General features: G+C 39.1%; 20 protein-coding genes. 6 read left to right on the plus strand and 14 right to left on the minus strand.

Annotated features, from left to right (window positions below; all coding sequences use genetic code 11):
• From GQR38_RS00465 to ccoN, 5 genes are all read right to left on the minus strand, one after another.
• Positions 1 to 492, minus strand: coding sequence for a FixH family protein (locus tag GQR38_RS00465; protein WP_101216175.1), 492 nt, complete (start codon positions 490 to 492; stop codon positions 1 to 3).
• A gap of 149 nt (positions 493 to 641) precedes the next feature.
• Positions 642 to 1676: a cytochrome-c oxidase, cbb3-type subunit III gene (gene ccoP, locus GQR38_RS00470; protein WP_165722272.1), complete on the minus strand. Its 1035-nt coding sequence runs from the start codon at positions 1674 to 1676 to the stop codon at positions 642 to 644.
• The gene (locus GQR38_RS00475) at positions 1673 to 1858 is read right to left on the minus strand and encodes a cbb3-type cytochrome c oxidase subunit 3 (protein ID WP_010554061.1); all 186 of its coding nucleotides are present in this window, start codon (positions 1856 to 1858) and stop codon (positions 1673 to 1675) included. The genes ccoP and GQR38_RS00475 overlap by 4 nt, the downstream gene beginning before the upstream one ends.
• A gap of 6 nt (positions 1859 to 1864) precedes the next feature.
• Positions 1865 to 2539 carry a cytochrome-c oxidase, cbb3-type subunit II gene (gene ccoO, locus GQR38_RS00480; RefSeq protein WP_010554062.1) on the minus strand — a complete coding sequence of 225 codons (675 nt, stop codon included), beginning with the start codon at positions 2537 to 2539 and terminating at the stop codon, positions 1865 to 1867.
• A gap of 12 nt (positions 2540 to 2551) precedes the next feature.
• Positions 2552 to 3985, minus strand: coding sequence for a cytochrome-c oxidase, cbb3-type subunit I (gene ccoN / locus GQR38_RS00485; protein WP_007585649.1), 1434 nt, complete (start codon positions 3983 to 3985; stop codon positions 2552 to 2554).
• A gap of 339 nt (positions 3986 to 4324) precedes the next feature.
• Here ccoN and GQR38_RS00490 point away from each other — a divergent pair, with 339 nt between their 5' ends.
• From GQR38_RS00490 to GQR38_RS00500, 3 genes are all read left to right on the plus strand, one after another.
• Entirely contained in the window at positions 4325 to 4750 is a 426-nt protein-coding gene (locus GQR38_RS00490; RefSeq protein ID WP_165722271.1) for a hypothetical protein, read from the plus strand.
• Positions 4751 to 5364: 614 nt separating this feature from the next.
• A complete protein-coding gene (locus tag GQR38_RS00495) occupies positions 5365 to 7815 on the plus strand; it encodes a TonB-dependent receptor (RefSeq protein WP_007585660.1) in 2451 nt (816 codons plus the stop codon).
• Between the two features lie 104 nt (positions 7816 to 7919).
• Positions 7920 to 9272: a hypothetical protein gene (locus GQR38_RS00500; protein WP_007585662.1), complete on the plus strand. Its 1353-nt coding sequence runs from the start codon at positions 7920 to 7922 to the stop codon at positions 9270 to 9272.
• A 49-nt stretch (positions 9273 to 9321) separates the two neighbouring features.
• Here GQR38_RS00500 and GQR38_RS00505 read toward each other — a convergent pair whose 3' ends face one another.
• From GQR38_RS00505 to GQR38_RS00540, 8 genes are all read right to left on the minus strand, one after another.
• Positions 9322 to 9576: a hypothetical protein gene (locus GQR38_RS00505; RefSeq protein WP_007585664.1), complete on the minus strand. Its 255-nt coding sequence runs from the start codon at positions 9574 to 9576 to the stop codon at positions 9322 to 9324.
• 19 nt (positions 9577 to 9595) lie between these two features.
• The gene (locus GQR38_RS00510) at positions 9596 to 10432 is read right to left on the minus strand and encodes a peptidoglycan binding protein CsiV (protein WP_165722269.1); all 837 of its coding nucleotides are present in this window, start codon (positions 10430 to 10432) and stop codon (positions 9596 to 9598) included.
• Positions 10432 to 13905 carry a transcription-repair coupling factor gene (gene mfd / locus GQR38_RS00515; RefSeq protein WP_165722268.1) on the minus strand — a complete coding sequence of 1158 codons (3474 nt, stop codon included), beginning with the start codon at positions 13903 to 13905 and terminating at the stop codon, positions 10432 to 10434. The genes GQR38_RS00510 and mfd overlap by 1 nt, the downstream gene beginning before the upstream one ends.
• A 59-nt stretch (positions 13906 to 13964) precedes the next feature.
• Positions 13965 to 14858, minus strand: a complete 894-nt coding sequence (locus tag GQR38_RS00520; protein WP_024608294.1) for a carbon-nitrogen hydrolase — start codon at positions 14856 to 14858, stop codon at positions 13965 to 13967.
• On the minus strand, positions 14855 to 15910 hold the full coding sequence (locus GQR38_RS00525) for an agmatine deiminase family protein (protein WP_165722266.1): 1056 nt from the start codon (positions 15908 to 15910) through the stop codon (positions 14855 to 14857). Before GQR38_RS00525 ends, GQR38_RS00520 begins: the two co-directional genes overlap by 4 nt.
• A 57-nt stretch (positions 15911 to 15967) precedes the next feature.
• Positions 15968 to 16576 (minus strand): PilZ domain-containing protein, encoded by a 609-nt coding sequence (locus GQR38_RS00530; RefSeq protein WP_007585675.1) that lies wholly within the window; start codon positions 16574 to 16576, stop codon positions 15968 to 15970.
• A 220-nt stretch (positions 16577 to 16796) separates the two neighbouring features.
• Complete coding sequence (locus GQR38_RS00535) at positions 16797 to 17564, minus strand: haloacid dehalogenase type II (RefSeq protein ID WP_024590458.1); 768 nt, start codon at positions 17562 to 17564, stop codon at positions 16797 to 16799.
• Entirely contained in the window at positions 17564 to 18214 is a 651-nt protein-coding gene (locus GQR38_RS00540; RefSeq protein ID WP_007585680.1) for a peroxiredoxin-like family protein, read from the minus strand. Before GQR38_RS00540 ends, GQR38_RS00535 begins: the two co-directional genes overlap by 1 nt.
• A gap of 122 nt (positions 18215 to 18336) precedes the next feature.
• Between GQR38_RS00540 and GQR38_RS00545 the strand changes: the two genes are divergently transcribed.
• Positions 18337 to 19224: a LysR family transcriptional regulator gene (locus tag GQR38_RS00545; RefSeq protein WP_007585683.1), complete on the plus strand. Its 888-nt coding sequence runs from the start codon at positions 18337 to 18339 to the stop codon at positions 19222 to 19224.
• Here the strand turns inward: GQR38_RS00545 and GQR38_RS00550 are convergent.
• Positions 19204 to 19719, minus strand: a complete 516-nt coding sequence (locus GQR38_RS00550; RefSeq protein ID WP_024590457.1) for a DUF2937 family protein — start codon at positions 19717 to 19719, stop codon at positions 19204 to 19206. The two genes, GQR38_RS00545 and GQR38_RS00550, sit on opposite strands and share 21 nt — an antisense overlap.
• 374 nt (positions 19720 to 20093) lie before the next feature.
• Here GQR38_RS00550 and GQR38_RS00555 point away from each other — a divergent pair, with 374 nt between their 5' ends.
• Together GQR38_RS00555 and GQR38_RS00560 are read left to right on the plus strand one after the other, a co-directional pair.
• Entirely contained in the window at positions 20094 to 20660 is a 567-nt protein-coding gene (locus GQR38_RS00555; protein WP_024599128.1) for an RNA polymerase sigma factor, read from the plus strand.
• Positions 20657 to 21736: a FecR domain-containing protein gene (locus GQR38_RS00560; RefSeq protein WP_076923828.1), complete on the plus strand. Its 1080-nt coding sequence runs from the start codon at positions 20657 to 20659 to the stop codon at positions 21734 to 21736. The genes GQR38_RS00555 and GQR38_RS00560 overlap by 4 nt, the downstream gene beginning before the upstream one ends.
• Positions 21737 to 21741 lie beyond the last annotated feature (5 nt).

Here is a 21741-nt window from a genome sequence, read left to right on the forward strand (position 1 = left end):
CTACTTATAATTAGGAGTAACTAAAACGGTTTGTTCAGTTGGTAACGTTATATTTTCTTTCATTTTCCAACTGCCATCGATTGGCTCAATAAAGACTGAGTAGGCGCCTTGTGTATACTCATTAAGTAATGCAGTAAATTCCTGATTGGCATTAGGAGTAAGTGTTGCTTCAAAGTCATGCGCTTTAATGGTGCGATGATAAAACGAGAGCTTTAATACATGCACGTTACTGCTGTCGCCTTTTGTAAACTTAAAGCTTACGCGGTCGTTGGTTACATTTAATTCGCCATGTAAATAAAGTGCTTTTGCTTTTTCAAACTTAGTCAGTTCTAAGTTTATTGCTTTACCTTTTTTGTAGTAGTCGTCAACAACCATATCTGGACCGTTACCTATTGCCGTAATAAATAAGCTAATACAGCCAATAATGGCAACTAACGGAAAAAAGATTAAAAACCAAGGCCAAAAATTTTTATACCACGGAGTAGGTTGCATAGTGTCTCTAAAATTAGTTTAGGAAGCGTTATTTTATAGGAATTATACGTAAAAGACTAAAAAAAAGCCTCACAGTGGAGGCTTTTTTGATCTGGATTAATCTATTGAATTAAATAAATTAATTTATAAACATTTTATTAACCGCGTACTTATTTATCTTGCGATAAACTGTAAACATAGGCAGTTAATAAGTGAATCTTATCTTCACCTAAAATGTCTTTCCATGCAGGCATTACACCGGCACGGCCGTGGTTAAGAGTTTCTTCAACAGCACGTTGAGAACCACCATATAACCAAATGTTATCAGTCAGGTTAGGCGCGCCAAATGGTAGGTTATGTGCAACCGACCCTTTACCGTCAGCACCATGACATGCGGCACACATTGCAAACTTAGCGGCACCTGCGTCTGCGTCTTTTTGGTTAACAGTACGACCAGAAAGGCTCAGCACATGTGCTGTCATTTCTTTAACGCCTTGTTCGCCAAGAGCAGGACCCCAAGCTGGCATTGCTGCAATACGACCATAAAGAAGTGTTTCTTTAATTTTGTCAGGTGTTCCGCCATATAACCAATCTTTATCAGTTAGGTTAGGGAAGCCAGTACCACCACGTGCATCAGAGCCATGACATTGCGCACAGTTTTGTGAGAATAAACGCTGACCAATTTCAATGGCTACTTGGCCATCTGTTTGCTCATGTTTATTATCATTATCAAGTGCTACTTGCTGCGCTGCATCACCTTCAAATTTAGAATTAACTAAATCTAAAACGGGTACTTGTGCAAGTTTATTAAAAATAGGACCAAAGCGCTCTTCTGCAGCTTCGTACTCTTTATCAAGTTTTACAAAGCGACCATCCGCTTTTGCCTCTGCAACTGCTTTTTTAGATTCAGCTAAAGACGTAATACCTTGATTAGAACTAGTCCATTTACCAAAACCTTCCCAGTTACCTAAACCTGGGAAAGCTGCAAGGTAATATACCGACCAAGCAAAAGTTGCGAAAAACATGTAAGTCCACCATTTTGGTAGTGGATTATTTAGCTCTTCAATGCCGTCAAATTCATGTCCACAGCTTTCACCTTCTTCTACGCCTGCATAGTTTTTTAAGTTCCAAACTAATAAGCCAAAGATGATGCATAAGCATGCAAGGGTTAATACAATAACCCAAATACTCCAAAAGCTAGTCATTTTTCAGACTCCTTTTCCTCGTTAGAGAGCGTGTTGTCATGTTTTTTTTCATCTTCAAAAATGGCATTAGCAGCGCTGTCAAAACGAGTTTTGCTTCGCTTGCTATATGCCCATGCAACAATCACAATAAACAATACTAAAATTACCAGAGTCAAAATACCTCTGTATGTTCCGTAATCCATAATTTTTTACTTCAAGTGGGTACCAAGTTGCTGTAAATACGCGATGAGAGCTTGGATTTCTGTTGCGCCTTTGCCATCATTCATAGCATTAACTTTATCAACATCTGCTTGAAGCTCTGCATCATCGCCATAACCTAAACCCGGATGTTTTGGGTTTTCTGGGTTAATAGCAAAAGTATCACGGAAAAGTTGTAGTTTTTTCAGAGTAAGGCTTGTATCAACCGTATTCTCTGCTAACCAAGGAAAGCCTGGCATGTTTGACTCAGGAACCACAGCACGTGGATCAACTAAGTGAGCATAATGCCAATCGTCCGAGTAGCGCTTACCAACACGAGCCAAGTCAGGACCAGTACGTTTAGAACCCCATAAAAACGGATGATCCCATACTGATTCGCCTGCTACAGAGTAGTGACCATAACGCTCAACTTCATCACGAAAAGGACGAATCATTTGTGAGTGACAGTTAGAACAACCTTCACGTACGTAAAGGTCGCGGCCTTCCATTTCTAAAGCGTTAAGAGGGCGTAAACCCTCCACTGGTTTAGTTGTATCGTCTTGAAACATTAGCGGAGTGATCTCAACTAACGCGCCAAAGCTAATAGCAAAAACAGTCAGAATAGCCATAAGGCCAACGTTCTTTTCTACTATTTCATGTTTGTTTTGTGAATTTTTCTTGCTCATCATCTCACTCCGTTATGCTAATTGTGCTTGCGCGTCTAGTTTCAGAGATTCTTTCTCAGCTGAAATAGTGCGGTAAACGTTATAAGCCATAACTAACATACCCGTTACGATGAATACACCGCCTACAAAGCGCATGATATAGAAAGGATGCGACGCTTCTAAAGACTGCACAAAGCTGTACATTAATGTACCGTCAGCATTCACTGCACGCCACATTAGACCTTGCATTACACCTGAAATCCACATTGCAACAATGTATAAAACAACACCTACAGTGTGTAACCAGAAGTGGGTATTAACTAATTTAACGCTATACATACGACCTTGCGCGAATAACGCAGGAATTAAGTGGTAAATAGCACCAATTGAAATCATAGCAACCCAACCTAGTGCACCTGAGTGTACGTGGCCGATTGTCCAATCTGTGTAGTGAGATAACGCATTTACAGATTTAATTGCCATCATTGGACCTTCAAACGTAGACATACCGTAGAAAGACAATGAAACAACTAAGAAGCGTAGTACTGGATCAGTACGTAGTTTATGCCACGCGCCAGATAGCGTCATAATACCGTTAATCATACCACCCCAAGACGGTACGAATAGGATAATAGACATAACCATACCTAAACTTTGCGTCCAATCAGGAAGCGCTGTGTAGTGAAGGTGATGAGGACCAGCCCAGATATATAATGAAATTAGAGCCCAAAAGTGAACTACCGATAAACGGTATGAGTACACTGGACGACCTGCTTGTTTAGGTACAAAGTAATACATCATACCCAAGAAACCAGCAGTAAGTAGGAAACCTACAGCGTTATGACCGTACCACCACTGAACCATCGCATCTACGGCACCAGCGTAGATTGAATATGATTTAGTTAACGACACAGGCACTGCCATGCTGTTTACAATGTGTAGTACTGCAACAGTAATAATAAAGCCAGCATAGAACCAGTTAGCAACATAGATGTGCGACACTTTACGCTTGATTAAAGTACCAAAGAATACAATAGCGTAAACAATCCAAACCACAGCGATTAAAATATCGATTGGCCATTCAAGTTCTGCATATTCTTTTGAGCTAGTAATACCTAACGGTAGCGTTATTACTGCTAATACAATAACTAGCTGCCAGCCCCAAAAAGAAAAGGCGGCGAGTTTGTCTGAGAAAAGACGCGTTTGACAAGTACGTTGTACGACGTAATAAGACGTCGCAAAAAGTGCACTAGTACCAAATGCGAAAATTACTGCGTTCGTGTGTAACGGACGTAGTCGAGAGTAAGTTAACCATGGTGTATCAAAGTTAAGTGCTGGCCAAGCTAATTGGGCAGCAATCAGAACCCCAATACTCATGCCAACGATGCCCCAAATCACTGTCATAATAGCGAATTGGCGTACAACCTTATAGTTATACTCAGTTTGTGATGCTACTGTTTGGCTCATTTTCTGGCTTCCGCTGCAATAAATGCGTTTAGAAATGAATTACCCACCTTTAAAAGTGGGGCCTACTATTTTCTCAAGCGTGTTATCTAAAACTTTCAATACATGAAAGCTTCAGAAAAAAAACTTGAGAAACCCTTATTTTTTGCGGGTGAAATGATAAATTTTTTGGCCTAAAAAAGATAGGTCAATTACATAAAATTATGACATCAATCAATGTTTGTGAGCTTGTTGTTTATTTTTTGATACAGTTTGTGCCTAATTTGGCTTAATAGTAACACTCGCACTTGTTATTTGCAGTCGCGATTATTAGTATTTGTTTTTCTTTAGTGCGAAATTGTTATGTTTATATATAGATTAAGTTTATTCACGGCGGTATTTTTTTTATTAACAGCGTGTGATTTTTCCAAAAATACAGGTGAAAAGTTTCTAAAAAATGCCACATGCACAGCCAATTTGCCTTGTACTTTTTCAAATGATGTTAAAGTATGGTTAAGCGAGAAAACCCTTTCTCCCGAAACTCCATTTACTATTTTTAGTGATTTACCAACAAACCTTACAATTGAAGATGCCAAGCTTAAAGGCATTACTATGTATATGGGTTACATTCCTCAGCAATTTAAAAAACATAATGGCCTGTGGCAGAGTAATACCATGGTTGGCATTTGTTCTGAGCAAAATATGCTCTGGAATTTAGAGCTAACAGTTAAAGATAATACAACCTCTTTAATACAAACACTAAATTACTCTTTTTATGTAACGTATTAGGCTTAATACCTAACTTTCATGCAATCCATTTACCATTAGCAATTTGCACTGTTATCCATACGATTATTTAAGCGAGAAGATCACTAAAACTGCTATTTGAATCAAGTAGCCAATTAAGTTTTTATAATATGAAACTAATTCAATAAAGACACAGTTTTAATTGTGGCTGAACAAAAAGTCTAATCAAAAAAACCGCAAAGTAGTCAAATAAAGCTATTTAAGCACCAAACATGCGTAAATTCGGTTAGTAATTAACATTTAGTTTTGCGGTTTTAATAATTTGCTGTGATTAACTTGTTAATTTATCTGAATTTGGTACATAATTCGATTAGTTACATTGAATTACAAAGTTGACCAGTTTGGTTTCAACTGTGTTATTTAAGTATCTTAAATTGTTTATGCTATTGATATTTAAATGTATTTATTCATTAACAATGAAACAAGTTGTAACGTATGTCCCCAAAAGAGTTGTTCTATTTTGTTGGTTGATAAAAAACGCACTGGCGTTAAGTTTTCGTTCAGTTAAAAGCGCCTAAGTTGCCCATCTGACTCACTATTCTTATAACAAGTGAGCATTACCAATAAAGGTAAACTTCAACAAGTAGGGTTCTTTCATGAAAAAATCAACTCTTGGCTTAGCTGTAATTGCAGCAATACCAATGTTCTCAAGTGTGCAAGTTTTAGCGGCTGACGAAGCAGCTACATCAATTGAAAAAATTCAGGTGACGGGCTCTCGTATTAACCGTACTGATATGGAAACAGCAAGCCCAATCACAGTTATCGGTGATGACTTCATTGCAAAAAGTGGTTTCACATCTGTTGCTGACATACTTTCTACTCAGCCATCAGCTGCTGGTATTAGCTTAGGCGCTTCAAGTAATAATGGTTCTGGCGGTTCAGCAACAGTAAACTTACGTGGTATGGGTTCACAACGTACGTTAGTACTCCTAAACGGTCGTCGTATGGTTTCTTCAGGTACCGGCGCAGATTCTTCTGTTGATTTAAATACCATTCCTGTAGCAATGATCAAATCTATCGAAATCTTAAAAGACGGCGCGTCTGCAGTATATGGCTCTGATGCTATTGCTGGTGTTGTTAACATCATAACAAAGAAAGATTTTGAAGGTTCAGAGCTAAACGTTGAAGGCAGCCGCACTACAAAAGGTGATGGCAATAACTACGGTGTTAGTTTATTACACGGAATGAATATTGCCGATGGCAACTTAGTTGTTGGTGCTCAATACTCAAACCGTGGTGAAGTAATTCAGTCGGATCGTCGTTTTGTAGAGCCTGGCGAGTCTTCATTTATCCCTGAAGGAACACTGGGCGGCAGAACTTACCAGGGTAATGGTGTTTTTGCAGATAGAACTACTTCATACGACTTCACAACATCAAGCTATGCTCAAACACCTAATGAGCTATACAGCTTATTTACTAGTTTTGACAAAGAGCTAGACTCAGACACTACATTTAATGTTGATTTGATGTATACACGTCGTGAATCTAATCAACAACTTGCACCACAACCAGCAAGTATTGATTTAAGTACTTCTAGCTTGGATTCAACTTACACAGATAGCTTCCGTGACGCAGATACAGGCGATCTTGCTGACTCTTTAGAGTACAGAAGAAGAATGGTTGATGCTGGTCCTCGTATTTATGAGCAAGAAACTGACACTTACCGTGTATCTGTTGCATTACAAGGTTTATTAGATAACGATGCAAGCTGGGATGTAAGTGCAACTTACGGTCGTAATGACTCAAAAGATAAAGTTCAAAACTCAATTAATGCAAGTCGAGTTGAAGAAAGCATTTATGCAAACCAAGCTCTTTGGTTCAGCGGTGATTCTTTAGATCGTAGCTTATTAACATCTAACGATTCAATTTATACTGAGTCAAACGAAGGTGGTAACGAGCAATTTATTCTTTCAGCTGGTTACAGCGCAGTAACAGAAAGTGATATTGGTTACGCAATCGGTGTAGAAAACCGCTTTGAAAGTGGTTACTACACACCAGATCTAATTACTCAGCTTGGTGAGAGCACAGCTGCACAACAAGATCCAACTGAAGGTGATTTCTCAGTACAGTCTATCTACTTTGAAACATCTATGCCGGTATTAGAGACTGTTACCCTTGAAGGTGCTGCTCGCTACGATAACTACTCTACCTTTGGTGGCGAAACAACGTGGAAACTTGGTGCAACGTGGAATGTAACTGAAGAGTTTATGGTTCGTTCTGTATTAGCTACTGGCTTTAGAGCACCAAACGTATCAGAACTGTTTGGTGGTAACTCAGGTTCGTACGATTACCTAGCTGATCCATGGGGCAACGAACAAGATGCTCAAATACTTGTAAACTACACAAGTGATAACGATCTTAAAGCCGAAGAAAGTCGCTCTTTCACTTTTGGTATGGTTTGGGAAGTAGCTGACGGCTTATCAACAACTCTAGATTACTGGAAGTTTGATATTACTAATGCGATTACTCGCTTAGATGTTCAAAACGAAATGAATAGCTGTTTTGCAGGTGACTCAGAATCATGTTCATCAGTAAACATCACACAATCTGGTGACTTATCTAACCTAAGTTCAGCACTAACTAACGTAGGTTCTCAAGAAACGTCAGGTGTTGATTGGAATATTAGCTACTCTGCAGATAACTACCGTATAAACCTTGATACAACTTATTTAATTAAGTTTGAAGAAGATGACATTAATTACACAGGTACTATTGATGGCAACATCGGTGGTTACTCTAAAATAAAGTCTAACCTTTCAGTTAATTACGATCTAACTGATTCATTAAATATCCTTTATAACGCAAGATTCCTTCGTGGAATGGATGGTGACTACTACGGTGAAAACTTTAGTACTGACAACGTTATTTACCACGATATTTCAATGAGCTACAACTTGAATGATGCATTACGATTTACTGGTGGCATGAACAACATTTTCGATAAAGAGCCTGAGAAAGTATTAGGTGGTAACGATATGGGTACTGTTCCAGAAGTTTATGATGTAATTGGTTCACGTGTTTTTGCAAGTGTAAACTACAAGTTTTAACTAGCACATTAATCGTATTAAGGCTCAGTATTTACTGAGCCTTTTTTATTGAACAAAACAAAGGAGACAAGTACACTAAAACGATATTTTAGAAGGAGAACTGATTGTTAAAACAAGATGAAAACTTATCTTTTGTCATTGAACCAGAGCTAACTCCTCGTTCTGAACAGCGCATAGATCTGTATTTTTCTATCCCTAATGAAATGGGGATTAATCCGCAAACGCTTACCGAAGAATCTTACTTTAATAACCACTTTAAATCACATTTAGCATACAACGCTAACAATATACACTTGCCATTAGTACGAAGCCGTTTTGTTAGTAAAAACAAAGGTGAGCAGCAAGATTACCGTCAAAACCTTAATTTATTTTGTTACCAAGTGCGTTTAGCCCTTGATGCCGACATTAAAGACGCGTTAAAAATTGATGAAGCAGAAGACTTTTATAAACGCGCTAACGAAGTATATGAACAAAGTGAAGGGCTTTTAAAAAAGCTGCGTCGCTACACGCCAGATGACGAAAAACTACTTCCATTTTTTACCAATGCTGACAACTATTTAAGTTGGCATGTTGAGCAATCATTTTTAAAGCTTTTAGATGAAGGCCCACGTAGTAGCGATTATGCAAAAGAGCGTAACGATTTACTGCAGTTTTGTAAAAACGAAAATACGTACCGAGCAGAGAAAAGCTACAATTCTGAAACCACCATGCAAGACGCAAATCGAATAACAAATAAAATGCGCTTGTTACAACGTTTAATTGAGCATGGCGTTATATTACAGCGCCAAACGCGTTTTCTTAACAGCTACCTTAAACGATTAGTTAAAGGCACTGTAACAGCTGTTATCATGGCATTTGTGATGGTTGTGATACTTAATGCCCGCTCAACGTTTACTGAAGTCACCGCGACGCTTATTTTAATTTTGGGGGTCATTTACGGATTACGTGAAATATTTAAAGAAGACATTACACGTATGATCTGGCGAGCTATTGTACAAGGGCGACCTAAGTGGCGATTTAGCTTTAAAAATAGTATTACCAAAGACAAAATAGCGAGTCAGCTAATTTGGCTTGAATACACACGCTTTAAAAAAATACCTAAAGAAGTTAGATCTATTTTTTCAAAGCGTCGTCAGCAAAATAAACAAGCCGCGCAGTGGTTACACTTTGCAAGTGAGACACGTGTTAGTGCAAAAGAATTTTTACCCGGTTACGATACACTGCAACAAACACTGCAATTTAGTCTTGCACCATTTGCGCGTTATTTAAAGCGTGGTGAAGGGAAGTTATATCATTTAGATAGTAATAAAATTTCTAAGCAGGCGGTTGAACGGCGCTATCAACTTAACATGGTGCTTGTGCTAACTGAGGAAGATAGAACACTCTACCAACGCTATAAAATAACGTTAAATCGTAGTAAAATCGTTAATATTGAGCTTATCTACTCCAAAAAATGAATTTTAGTAATTAAAAAAGGGACTGATAAAATCAGTCCCTTTTTTAAATTTATTTATTAGCTAAACCATGTTTACTATATAAAGTTACTTTGTTTGATACTAGCGTGATCTCGATATTTTTTGCTTCGTCGCCCCACACACAATTAGTATGCAGTGTTTTTTCAACACAATTATCTGCACTTCCCAAAATGGTTTCAACTTCAGTCTTGTCCATACCTACTTTGATTTTTTCGTAACTCTCAAGACTTACCTTAGAACAAGCCGCAAGGCTTAGTGTAGCTGCGATGATAAGGAGTTTTTTCATTGTTATATCCTACTTAGTATTAATGTTTGAATTTTCTGATTTGGACGATCATGCCCATTCGTGGGTGGTCAAAGTAATGTACTTCACCACTTATTACACGTCTAAACTGAGAAAAGCGGGCTGACTCTATATCGCCATTTTCTAGTTTTTGGCTAATATCAAAATTAGCTGTAATGTATAAATAATGTCGTAAGTGTATTTTAAATAAACCGTCTAGTTCCCATTCTGCTTTTGATTGGTTTGGGTCGTTAAACAGTTCAGGTTGTGAGTTTAATAAACTTACAAAATCAGGATTTGAATAGCTAGGGGTTACGTTGGAATCACTTTTAAGGTGTTTACCTGCTATTAAATGCATACTTGGAGCACGCGATTTACTTGCGCCTTCAAAGCGCCAGCCAGTATGTAGAATAGGTGTTAATCCTTTGCGATCTAGCTGTCGGTACTGCGCTTTAAATTGCAGTTGTTCTGGCGCTAATAAATAAGTTTGCTGCATATCATCTTTAGCGGGTGCTAGAGGTGTTACAGGTAGCTCATCGTAGCTTTGTAGGTAGTTTGTACTGTCACCGCATACACCCGATTGTGGGTTTGAATTAACTAATGAGTCGGTAAAAGAGCGTTTTTGAAAACGCTCATCACCATCTATACAGGCTTGCATTGCTTGCTCTGTATAAAGAGGGGTCATTAAATCTAGAGAGTTTTTATCCTCAATAGCTTTGTGCTTAAGTGTAAAATCTTCTTGCAAATACGGAGCAGGGCGCTGCTTAAATACAAGCACCTCAACCTCAAACCAGCGTTCTGCAAATGCAGTGCTGCTAAACAAGCAGCATAAAATAACTAGCGATTTTTTTAGCAACATTAATGGCTAACCTTTTTTTCGAAATCTGCAATCATTGCAGTGACCATTTTTAAGCGTTCGCGAGCGTTAGCTTCACTAATTGCAAAGCGCAGTTTATTTGCGCCATCCATTTTGTACACCTTAGGCGCACTTTGTATCAAACCAATGATGAAGCTAGGGTTAACCTTAGTATCTTGGCTAAACTCAAAGTAACCACCTTTTGGATTTGCCTCAATTTTTGTTATCCCTAAATTACTTGCCTGCATTTTTAATAATTGTAGGCTAAATAGGTTTTTAGCGGCATCAGGCAGTAAACCAAAGCGGTCTATAAGTTCTACCTGTAGTTCATCCATATCATCAAGGTTAGCACAACTAGCAACTCGCTTGTACATACCTAGGCGTGCATTAACATCGTGTATGTAATCATCAGGTAATAGTGCAGCCAGTTTTAAATCTACTTCGGTTTGTTTTTTAAGTAGATTTTCAAGCGTTGGCTCTTTTCCTTCACGTAGCGCATTTACGGCTTGCTCAAGCATTTCCATGTACAAACTAAAGCCGATTGTTTGCATTTGACCTGATTGATCGTCGCCAAGTAACTCACCGGCGCCACGAATTTCTAAATCGTGTGTAGCGAGAGCAAAACCCGCGCCTAAATCTTCCAACGATTCGATTGCTTGTAAGCGTTTACTCGCGTCTTTAGAGAGTGCTTTAGGGTCACCTGTGAGTAAATAGGCATACGCTTGATGATGGCTTCGACCAACTCGTCCACGTAATTGGTGTAATTGCGCAAGGCCAAGTTTATCTGCTCTATCCATAATAATGGTATTGGCTGTTGGTACATCAATACCGGTCTCAATAATCGTGGTACATACCAGCACGTTGTATTTTTGATGATAAAAGTCAGTCATTATTTGCTCAAGCTCTTGCTCGCGCATTTGACCATGGGCTGAGGTGACGCTTGCTTCAGGCACCCATTCACTAATTTCTTGCGCAACACGGTCAATAGTTTCCACATTGTTATGCAAAAAGTAAACTTGGCCACCACGTTTAATTTCACGTAGTACAGCTTCGCGTATTAGTTCTACATCGCGTTGGCGTACAAAGGTTTTTACCGCTAAACGTTTAGCCGGTGGCGTTGCGATTATTGATAAATCGCGCATGCCGCTCATGGCCATGTTAAGTGTACGCGGTATTGGCGTTGCAGTTAGTGTGAGTATGTCTACATCGGCACGCAGGGCTTTAATTTTCTCTTTTTGACGAACACCAAAGCGATGCTCTTCATCAACAATGAGTAAGCCTAAATCGTTAAATTTAATGTCATGCTGAATAAGTTTATGTGTGCCAATAACTATATCGAGCTTACCGTTTGCCATTTTTTCAAGCGTGTCTTTTTGCTCTTTAGTGGAGTTAAAGCGCGAAAGTACACCAACTTCAATAGGAAAATCAGCAAAACGATCTTTAAAGTTTTCATAGTGCTGCTGAGCCAGCAAGGTGGTAGGCACTAAAATTGCCACTTGTTTATCATCGTTAACCGCTACAAAAGCAGCGCGCATGGCCACTTCTGTTTTACCAAAGCCTACGTCACCACACACTAAGCGGTCCATGGCTTGCTTTGATTGCATATCACCTAACACCGCTTCTATGGCGTTGCGCTGATCGTCAGTTTCCTCAAACGGAAAGCTATCGCTAAATTGGCGATATGCAGGGGCGTCTAGAGTAAACTTATTACCGGGTTTTGCTTGGCGCTGTGCATAAATGTCGAGTAATTCGGCTGCTACATCGCGAACTTTTTCAGCCGCACGTTTTTTTGCTTTTTCCCATGCATCTGAGCCAAGCTTATGCAGCGGGGCGCTAGCTTCTTCACCACCAGAGTAACGACTCAGCATATGCAGTGCAGACACTGGCACGTAAAGTTTAGCTTCACTTGCGTAAGTAATCGTAACAAACTCAGTAATTACACCTGCGGCATCAATTGTTTGCAAACCTTGGTAACGCCCAACACCATGGTCGAGATGCACAACAGGTTGGCCTTCCTTAAGCTCAGCTAAATTACGGATTAGCGCATCTTGGCTGGCTTCGTACTTGTGCTTGCGGCGTCTGCGTTGAGATACTTTAATACCTAGCAGTTCTTGCTCGGTAATAATAGAAAGGCTTGGTTTAGTACCAAGTACTACACTTTGTTCAAGCGGGCTTACTATTAAACCTACATCACTCGCGCTTTTTGTAAATTGTTCGAGTGTTTCAAATTCTTTAAATTTTAAACCGCTTGGTTTTAGAATGCTCAGTAATGATTCGCGACGACCATCGGATTCAACACTGAGTAATATGCGGCCTTTTTTCTTTTTTTGCTCTGCTACATAATTTATAAACGCGGCATAAGGTTCATGCTGCTTATGATCAATTCTAATCGCTGGCAGCTCGCTAACGCTTAAGTTTTTATTGCCCGCTTTAGTACCAAGCTTTGCAAGAGATAAACGAATACGTGCAAAATTGCCTAAATTAGAAAACAGCTCTTCAATAGGCTGATAAAGCGCATTGGGTTCAAGTAATGGACGAAGTGGGTCAACTCTGCGGTTCTCATAGCGTACATTTACATCGTGCCAAAAGGTGTCTGCCGCGTGCTCTAAATCACCCAGCTGCATAACAGTTGTCGTATCTGGCAAGTAGTCAAAAATAGTCGCTAGCTTTTCAAAAAACAACGGCATGTAGTATTCGATACCAGCAGGCCAGTTACCTTTGCTTACTTGCATGTATACAGAGTCTTGCTGCGAGCTTGCACCAAATTTTTCGCGGTAGCTTATTCTAAAACGTTCAATATCAGCGTCGTTAGTAGGAAATTCATGCGCTGGAAGTAGCTCAATTTTATCTACTTTTTCATCAGAACGCTGCGTTTCTACATCAAATAAGCGAATTGTGTCGAGTTCGTCATCAAAAAAGTCGAGTCTAAATGGGTGCGGGTTACCCATTGGGTATAAGTCAACGATAGAGCCGCGTATAGCGTATTCGCCGTGCTCCATTACTTGTTGAACATTTAAATAACCGGCTTGCTCTAAATTGTCACGAAAGTTATGCGTGTCTAGTTTGTCGCCTACTTTAAAGTTTATTGTTGAACCGTAAATAAATGAGGCCGGGGCTGTGCGCAACATTAAAGTAGACACAGGCACAATTAACACACTTTGTTGTTCTTTTTTTAAGGTGTTTAAAGTGGCCAAACGGGCTGAAATAATATCTTGATGGGGAGAAAAGTGATCGTATGGCAGAGTTTCCCAATCAGGAAATACCATTACTGGGTTATCGGGTAATAAATATTCTAATTCTGTTTCAAGGCGCAGTGCGCTTGGTGTATCAGGCGTAACAATCAATACTAAGTTGTCTTGTTGTTTAACGCCTTCAGCAATGGCAATACTTAAACCACTTCCGCTTAGCTGGCCCCATTGAATTTTATCTTTTTGAGATTTTACCCAAGGCAAGGCTGCCCATTGCTCAAACGCCATTTATTACTCCATTTATAGTTGGCTCTTAGCAAGTAAGAGCCATCTTGAGTTAAGATTACCTAGTCTCGGTATATTTTTGTTAGGTCTTTATAGTGATCTATTCTACGGTCACGCAAGAACGGCCAGATACGTCTTACGTTTTCTGAGCGTTTTTGATCAATTTCAACCACTAAAATTTGCTCATCAGTATTATTAGCCTCAGCTAATAATTCACCTTGTGGGCCTGCAATGAACGAATTCCCCCAAAACGCAATACCATCGCTTTGCGCACTTGGGTCACTTTCATGGCCGACACGGTTACAGCTAATTACTGGTACACCATTGGCAACAGCATGGGCACGCTGACTAATAACCCACGCATCTTTTTGACGAGTTTGCTCAGCAATGTCGTCGTTAGGATCCCAACCAATAGCGGTTGGGTAAATTAACACTTCAGCGCCTGCCATTGCCATTAAGCGGGCAGCTTCAGGAAACCATTGATCCCAACATACTAGCACGCCTAATTTACCCACCGAGGTTTGAATAGGCTCAAAACCGATATCACCAGGGGTAAAGTAGAATTTTTCGTAAAAACCTGGATCATCAGGAATATGCATTTTGCGGTATTTACCCGCAATACTGCCATCTTGTTCTAATACAACCGCGGTGTTGTGATAAAGGCCCGTAGCGCGTTTTTCAAATAAAGAGGCCACAATAACAATGCTTAGCTCTTTAGCAAGCTCACCTAAGGCGTTACTGCTAGGGCCTGGAATGGTTTCGGCTAAATCAAATACGTCAACATTTTCGGTTTGGCAAAAATAGAGGCTTCGGTGTAGCTCTTGAAGTACAACCAGTTTTGCACCTTTTTGAGCGGCTTCACGAATGGCACTCATTGATTTTGCCATATTGTGCTGAGCGTTATCGGTATTGCTTTGTTGCACTAACGCAACGGTTAATTTTGCAGGGCTTGTCATTGTGCTGCTCCAGCTAAAAATCCACGAGGTAATTGCATTGTAATACAGTGCAGGCTGCCAAATTGTTCAATAATTGGTTGGCAATTAACGCCAATAATAGTGTGTTGTGGGTATGCTTTTTGAACTTGTGCTAGAGCACGTTCATCATTGGCATCATTATACGTTGGCACAAGCACAGCATTATTAATAATTAAGTAGTTAGCGTAGGTAGCCGGTAAGCGTGTTTGCTCATCGTCATACGCGGCTTTTGGCCACGGTAACTCAATTAAGTTATATGGGGTGTTATCGGCAGTTTTAAAGGCTTTTAGTTGTTTTTCCATTGCATCAAGTGCGCTAAAGTGCTCATCAGTTTTATCGTCACACTGCACATATACAAGGGTATTATTTGGCGCAAAACGCACTAAAGTATCAATGTGGCTGTCGGTGTCATCACCCGCTAAATAGCCATGATCAACCCATAAAAAACGTGTTGCTCCCAAGTGCTCTTTTAAAAGTATTTCTATGTCAGCAGGGTTTAAATCTGGGTTACGGTTTTTGTTAAGCAAACATTCGCTGGTTGTTAGCAACACACCATGCTCGTTTATTTCAATACCGCCACCTTCAAGTACCATATCGAGCGCTTGATATTGGTTGTTTGTGCTACTTAGCTCTTTTACCAAAGTACGATTAATTTGATTGTCTAATGCGCTTTCAAATTTATTGCCCCAACCATTGAAAGTAAAATCGTATACTTTTAACTGCTCTGGTGAATCAATAGCGGCGCAAGTAAGCGGACCATGATCGCGCGCCCAGGTATCGTTGGTAGGCGTTACTACAAAATGAACACGATTAAGAGAGATGTTAGCGCTATTTAGCAATTCTGTAATATGCATTTTTAAGGCACTGTTATGCGCCACAATAACAAGCTGTTGCTGCGTTGTTATATGCTTAGCAAGCTCAATATATACAGGTTCTACACGTGCTAAATTATCAGCCCAATCTGTGTCTTTATGAGGCCATGTAAGCATAACAGCGTCTTGCTCGGCCCATTCTGGTAAAAGTCTAAAGTTCATGAATTTTATATACTAATTAAGATGACGCTAGTTTAGCATTTTACATAAAGATGTCAGCTAATTATCACTGTTTAGATCGGCTTGGTTTTGATCAAGTTCTTGACGTTTTTTAAGTTGGCGGGTTTGAGCATGTAAACTTGCTCTAACAATAAGTTCTTGGTCAGTGGTTCTAATTGCGGTAAAGAGCATGGTGTATTGATAATGCTCGCTATCTTGTTTTTCTACTGCCACAACTTCGGTGTAACAATAAACCGCAGAGGCTTCGTGGTGCAAAAACAGTTTTGTTCTAAACGCTTGGCCAATTGAGTGTACTTCGGGTGATGTAAAGCGAATACCGCCACCGCCGTAGCTATCACATTGTATTGCATTATCTTGGGCTTGTTCTGAGGCCAAAATATGGCTCATTATTAAATCTATTTTACGTGACTGCGCTTGTAAAAATGTAGCTAGCTCTTGTGCTATATCGCCCAAGTTACGCAGTGGTCGTAACGAGCTTTGCTCAAGTTCACTTACTTCATTTGCTAATCTAAATAGTGGGGGGATATCGTCTTCTAGCTCAAGCTGCGATTTAGGAACTTGTCCGTTCGATACGGCGAATAAATTCACTCTTATACTTTCATTAATTTGAAAGTACTGTTCAAACTCACCTAATCTTTCACTATTCATTATGTTCTCCACCACGTATTTATTTAATAGTAGCGTTGTGAGTACTAAATTGCTAGCAGATAAAATAACTCATAGTGGGCTAAATGCTTTGTTTACATTCAATTTTTAACATACTGATTATGAAAATAAATACACTAAGACATATTTAGGGGTAGTTATAAAAAAGCGGCCAATGTCATCCTAACATTGGCCGCTTGGGTATTGATTCATCAGCGCATACTTATTTAAGTAGAGCGGCTAATTCATGTAAATCTTTCACAACGTGATCTGGTTTTTTAGCTAATGGGTAAAGTGCTTTACCTGGGCGTGCAATGAAAGTGGTTTGTAAGCCTGCTTCTTTTGCGCCAGCAACATCCCAGCCATGGGCTGCAACCATCATAGCTTCATTTGGTGCTACATTTAGCTTTTTAAGTACCCATTCATAAGCACGTAAGTCTGGTTTGTAAATTTTAATATCTTCAATGCTGTAACGTGCATCAAAGTAAGACATTAAACCAGCGCTTTCAAACTGTGCCTTTACACCTTTGTTTGAAGAATTTGTAAGGCTTACTAATTTATAGCCCTGAGCTCTAAGTTTTGCCAGTCCTTCTTTAACATCGCTGTGTGGAGGAAGAGTTAAAAGAGGCGTAACAATAGCTGTTTTAGCTTGTTCACTTGTAATATCAATATTGTTGTTTTGAGCAACCATAAGAAGTGATGCCACCCCAATTTGCCCAAAGTCGTGATAACTACCGCTTACTGTATCTACTAATGAATGGTGCAGCATAGTCGAAAACCATAGTGGTAATAAATCTTCACGCCCGCCTAGTGCTTTACCAATAGAGGTACGCATTGACGTTAAATCAAGTAGGGTTTCGTTTACATCAAAAATAAGCACTTTGGGCTTTACTTGTTCTTTTGGTTCATCAGCGACTGCATAACCAGATACAAGGCTTGTGCCTACAAGTAGTGAAAGAGTAAGTGTTTTTAACGATTTTAAAATAGACATTAGTTATTCTCCGATTCAAGTGCTGCCATAATATCAGTAGGTTCTGCGCGTAGGGTGTAGTCTTCGTTTAAAAATGCGTATGTAATAACACCTTCTTGGTTTATCACATAAGTAGCCGGTAGCGGCAATTTAAAGCTTTTATCGCCGTAGTAGTGTTCAAAATCAATACCAAATTGTGTGTATAACGCTTGAATACGCTCATCAAGTGTAAACAATAAACCAAATTGCTCAGCTACTTTATTACTAACATCTGAAAGCACGTCAAACTCAAGATCGTTTTTTTGTGCAGTTGAGAGAGTTTCATCAGGCAGTTGTGGTGATATTGCGACTAACTGAGCATTTTGAGTTTTAAATTGCGGTAAGTAGTCATTAAGTGCTTTTAGCTCTAAATTACAATATGGGCACCAGCCACCACGATAAAAGCTAATAATTACCGGGCCTTTTTTTAATAAATCCGCAAGCTCAATGTTTTCGCCGTTATGGTTGGCTAGGCTGAAGTTTTCTACCTTTTGACCAATTTGCAACGCATTGTCTTTAATATGCTGTGCAATAAGCTCTTCGTTTGTAGTGTTCATTAATGCTAAAACGTCAGCCGGTAACTTGGCATCTTTTTGTACGTTATAGGCATCTATTTGCGCTTTTAAACTCATGATTGAACCTCAATAATTAGACTATTTGCAATTATAGTGTTTTACATATTTAAATAAACATTGCAAAACTGAAAGCTTCATTCGAAAATGTTAAACATTGAAAAGTGCACAATGGCATCTTTATGTATAATTTAAGCGACCTAGAAACATTTATAGCAGTAGTTGAAAATAAAGGGGTGCTTGCTGCTGCGCGCGAGCAGCGTTTATCGCCTGCAACGGTAAGCCATCGCTTAAGTAAATTAGAACGTGAGCTTGCAACAGTACTTGTTTTTAGAGATAGCCGACGAGTACGGTTATCTCCCGCAGGTGAAATATTTTATACGCGAGTTGGCGCTATAATGGAGGCGCTGCACGACGCTGAGCATAGTATTGGTGCGCGTAGTTCATCTGTGAGTGGTTTATTACGCGTGACTATGCCCCCTTGGATTTTTTCAAAATACGTAATGCCAAGACTTAATGAGTTAGAGCAGGCCTATCCTGAACTAAAACTTGATTTTTTAATTACTGATCATTTTGTAAATGTGGTTGATGACGCACAAGATGTGGCAATTCGTGTAGGACAATTAAATGATTCCGGTTTACTGTCACGAAAAATAGTAAACAACAAACGTATACTTTGCGCAGCTCCTAGCTACATAAAAAAATATGGCATGCCTAAAAGCTTAGCTCAATTGAGCGAACACTATTGGGTTTGCCTGCCGTGGCAGCGCCAATTAAAGCTTTTTGATGAACAAGGTAAAACACATACTTTTAATGCAAGAACACGCTTTACTATTTCTAATTCCGACAATATGACTCAAGCAGCCATTGCAGGTCATGGCATTGCAATTAAATCAATGATAGCTATTCATGAAGATATTAAAAATGGCATTTTAGTTGAAGTTATGCCCGGTGTAATGGCACAAGATGATGCACCAGTTTGGTTTTTGCGTCCGCAAAATAGCTTAACTACCCGCAAAACCGATGTATTTTATGACTTTATGAAATCACTATTTTTGAGCTGCGAATAAGCGTTTAAATGAGCGTTTTACTCCAGTTAAAAACAAATAACCAGTAAGCTCGGCAAGTAAGGCAACTATAATAGCTGCAACAATGGCGGCTATAATAGAATCTTTTTTTAAAATGATTTGACCTTCAAAGCGTTGCCACACTTGTTGCTTTACATCGCTCATGCCACTGATCATAGTAAAAATATATGGAGATTGCGCAAACCTATTTACAGCGATTTGTAAGTCTTGTTGTCGTGTGTAAAGTGTACTGATATTACTTGCACCTTTATTCACAATCCCATCATCAATATTTTTATAGTGTTTAATTAGCTTATTTAAATCATTATTAAAATACTTAGCTGCATCGCTTTTAAAAGGCGCAATGGCATTATTAGCTTCAATTAATTGGGCTGATAATGCTTGGCCAAAATCGCTTACAAATGCAGGAATTTGCACTCCAAGTAGTAAACCGAATGCAAAGAAACTAAGTCGGATATAATCTAAAAATTTACTCATTTATCTTCCTATCCATTTAAATAACCCAGAATTAACATTTGAGCTTGTTTTTATATCAAAAACTCGTAATCTAATGGGGCGTGTTGACCTTTGTGGATTGAAATTTGTTCAATCTAGGTACGATTTAATCGCGGCGCGAGGTTTGTAACCTAGCGGGCTAAGTCAAAACCGAGCAACAAAGAGTTAATCGTCCCTAGAAAGAACCCAACGGGCAGCGCATGTTTGGCATTTATGCTGCGTTATCACCTATTTATGGGGAATAACCACACTACATAGGCTCTGCCTTGCCTAAATACCAAACGTACTGCTGCAAATTCAACCACGAAAGGCCAACACGCCCTAATAATAAAAATAACAACAGGTGGATGTTAAGGATGACGAAAAAAGTAAAGTTCACGTCAACATTTGTTGATATTTCTAAACAGCTCAAACGTTTTGTATCGCGCATAGTTCAACCCGACGATGTAGAAGATATTGTGCAAGAAACCTTTGTAAAAAGCTATGAAGCTGATTTAAAGCAAGACATTCAGTTTACCCGCAGTTATATGCTTAAAACAGCTAAACACCTAGCACTAAACCATATAGCAAAGTGGGACAACAAATTTAATGATTCGTTAGAAAATGATAACGAATTACCCGTACTACTCAAATCAATGAAGCTTGAAGATGAATACACATCTAAAGAGCGCTTCTTACTTTTTTGTAGAGCTACTGAGCAACTAAACTCATCAATTCGTAAATGCTTTATATTAAAAAAAGTTTATGGCATGAGCCAAAAAGAGATCGCAGATCAAATGCAGTTAAGCCAAAGCACTGTTGAAAAACACATTGCAAAAGGATTATTACAAACCATGTTGTACATGCGTGAACATGAGCAAAGCTCTCAAATACATCCTAAAGCTCAAGCACACCCTATATCAGTTAAGAGGGTCGCAGAATGAGTAATGTTCATCAATTTAATTCAAAAGATTTAATTTTAGAAAAGTCATGTGAATGGATAAGCGCAATTGATCGTGGTTTAACTGATGATGAAAAAGAGCAATTTAAATTATGGATGATGCAAAGCACCGCCCATCAAGACTCTATATATGAGCTTGCTCAGCTTTGGGATGAACTTTCGGTATTAAATGAATTAAGTCATTTATTTCCTCAGCGTAACAATACTAAAGCAACAAAAAATAAGTGGATGTTTTCTTACTCAATTGCAGCGAGCTTATTTGCAGCGTTAATGGTATGCAGCTACTTATTAATTAATTTAGAAAATGGCTATAACCAAGAGCTTGCAAAAGTTAATTACACTAAAATTTACAAAACAAAAGTAGGCGAGCAAGCAACGTATGTGTTGCCAGATGGCACCATAGTGCAGCTTAATACTAATAGCTTGCTAGAAGTTGCTTATAGCAAAGGCCGCAGGCAGTTATTACTTAGTCGTGGAGAAGGGCGCTTTAATGTAGCAAAAGATGCCACGCGTCCGTTTAGTGTTATGGCAGGCGACAAAAGCTTTACCGCACTCGGTACCGTATTCAATGTACAGCGTAATACCTCATCAGATTTAGAGCTTGTTGTTACCGAAGGCAAAGTGATGATCACCGACCCTAGTGTAGCGGTTGATGCAAATGACTTTAAAGATTATCAACTTGCAGATAACAGCACGCAAAAAATTCGTCAAATTAATGCCAACATTGTTACCTCAGGCGAAAAGGTAGTTATAGAGCAGAGTGTTACAAAGCCAATTACCCAACTATCAATGAACGACGTACAACGCGATTTGGCATGGCAAAATGGCATGCTTATTTTTAACGGAGAAGAGCTCAGCGATGCTTTAAATGAAGTAAGTCGTTATACCGCGACACGTTTTGAGCTTTCTTCAGCCGAGCTTGCCAGTATTAAAGTAGCTGGGGTATTTAAAGCGGGTGACGTTGAAGGTTTACTAGAAAGTTTACAAACTAATTTTTCGATTGATCATGAGCGTTTAGGTGAGCATGTAGTAACGCTAAAACACCATACAGAATCATAAGTAGA

This window comes from Pseudoalteromonas sp. c7(2019) (genome assembly GCF_011378625.1).
Taxonomy (GTDB): domain Bacteria; phylum Pseudomonadota; class Gammaproteobacteria; order Enterobacterales; family Alteromonadaceae; genus Pseudoalteromonas; species Pseudoalteromonas arctica.